Origin of the sequence: Pseudoflavonifractor sp. An184, from assembly GCF_002160305.1 — a bacterium.
In the GTDB taxonomy this organism is placed as follows: Bacteria; Bacillota; Clostridia; order Oscillospirales; family Oscillospiraceae; genus Lawsonibacter; species Lawsonibacter pullicola.
This window is the reverse complement of sequence record NZ_NFKI01000137.1, coordinates 1-1105: the sequence shown is the minus strand read 5'-3', so window position 1 is coordinate 1105 and position 1105 is coordinate 1. Positions and strand designations below refer to the sequence as shown.

Below are 1105 nucleotides of genomic sequence, written 5' to 3'. Positions count from 1 at the left end.
GGACGGTCTTGTCGTCCTCCAGGATGGGCACCCGCTCGGGCTCGCCGTAGGTGGCGGCGGTGGAGGAGAAGACGATCTTATCCACCCCGTGCTCCACCATGGACTTCAGAAGCACCATGGTGCCGTGGAGGTTGTTGTCGTAATACTTCAGGGGATCGGACATGGACTCGCCCACCTGAGAGGAGGCGGCGAAGTGGATGACGCCCTCGATGTGTTCCGCCTGGAACAGGGTGTCCAGGGCGCCCTTGTCCCGGATATCCAGCTGATAGAATTTCGCCTTGGGGTGGACGGCGGCCCGGAAGCCGGTCTGAAGGTTGTCGGCCACCACCACCTCGCGGCCCGCGTCGATGAGTTCATATACCGTGTGGGAGCCGATGTAACCGGCTCCGCCCAATACTAAGATCGCCATAGTTCTATGCGCTCCTTTCTTCCATTCGGATCGAAAATCAGCCCCAGAGGACGGTGCCGCCCACGGGGCGGATGCTCAGCACGTGGCAGCTGCCCGCGCCCAGCGCGCCCTCCACCTGGGATTTGAAGGACTCCAGCAGGTCCAGGGGGACAAAGGCCTGGATGGTGCCGGCGAAGCCGCCGCCGTGGACCCGGCAGGCGCCCCGGCCGTCCAGGGCCCGCTCGGCCACCGTCAGGGCCACGGCCATGGCCTGCTCCTGGACCGCCCCGGTGGGGGTGATGTTCTGGAGCAGCTCCCAGGAGGAGCGGCCCGACTGCTCCACCAGGGTCAGGAATGCCTCCATGTTTTCCTGCTCCAGGGCGTCAGCCTCCTGCTCCGCGCGCCGGTCGTCGGCGAAGAAGTGGAGGGCCCGGAGGACCGCCCGGTCCCCGGCCGCCTTCCGCAGCTGGGGCAGATGGCTCAGCACCTGGGCCTCGTCCACCTCCCGCAGCACGTTTTTGCCGAAGAAGGCGGCCACCGCCCGCATCTCCTTGGGGATGGAGTCGTACTCGCCGGTGAGGGCGGCGTGGCTGGCCCCCGAGTCCACGATGCACAGTGCGTAGCCCAGGGCGTTCAGGTCCACCGCCACCGACCGCACCACGGGGGCGGCGGGGTCGGCGAAGTCGATGGCCACCGCGCCCCCCACGGAGGAGGCGG

Annotated in this window: 1 protein-coding gene and 1 pseudogene; both read right to left on the bottom strand. The window is 67.9% G+C overall.

Translation table 11 applies throughout. The features are described 5' to 3' along the window. Positions 1–409, bottom strand: a 409-nt coding sequence (locus B5F19_RS16800) for an NAD-dependent epimerase/dehydratase family protein (protein WP_140394158.1), incomplete at its 3' end; no start/stop codon positions are given. A gap of 37 nt (positions 410–446) precedes the next feature. After that, positions 447–1105 (bottom strand): annotated as a pseudogene (locus tag B5F19_RS17610) (galactokinase); the annotation flags it as partial.